The sequence below is a fragment of the Nocardioides sp. CPCC 206348 genome (genome assembly GCF_048654705.1).
Classification (GTDB): Bacteria; Actinomycetota; Actinomycetes; order Propionibacteriales; family Nocardioidaceae; genus Nocardioides.
In genome coordinates, this window is record NZ_JBMCZA010000210.1 from 55,619 (window position 1) to 56,233 (window position 615).

A 615-nucleotide genomic window follows, 5' to 3' on the forward strand; every position below is an offset into this window, starting at 1 on the left:
CCGCGGGTCGATCGGGAGCCGGGCGAGGCGGCGACCGATCTTGGTCAGGTCGCCCTGCCCGGACACCGCACCCAGCTCCTCGAGCAGCTGCACGCCCGCCTGGATGTTGCGGCGGTCGGGCGGTTCGACGAACGGGAACCGGGCGATGTCGCCGAGGCCCAGCGACGTCATCTGGAGGATGACCGAGGCGAGGTTGGTCCGGATGATCTCCGGGTCGGTGAACTCGGGGCGTGCGTCGAAGTCCTCTTCGGCGTACAACCGGATCGCGATGCCCGCCGCGACGCGCCCACAGCGCCCGGAGCGCTGGTTGGCGGAGGCCTGGCTGATCGGCTCGATCGGCAGCCGCTGCACCTTGGTGCGCACGGAGTATCGGGAGATCCGCGCGACGCCGGTGTCGATGACGTAGCGGATGCCCGGGACGGTCAGCGAGGTCTCGGCGACGTTCGTGGCGAGGATGACGCGACGCCGGGAGCCGCGCGCGGGCTGGAAGACGCGGTGCTGCTCGGCGGCCGACAACCGCGAGTAGAGCGGGAGCACGTCGACCCCGCGCACGCCGTCAGCGAGGGGAGCGAGCGCCTCGGCGGTGTCGCGGATCTCGCGTTCGCCCGGGAGGAA

The 615-nt window shown here is 72.0% G+C and carries 1 protein-coding gene; it reads right to left on the minus strand.

The features are described 5' to 3' along the window. Window positions 1–615 (minus strand): helicase-related protein (locus ACOADB_RS21180; RefSeq protein WP_378603151.1); only part of this gene is annotated, 615 nt, incomplete at both ends.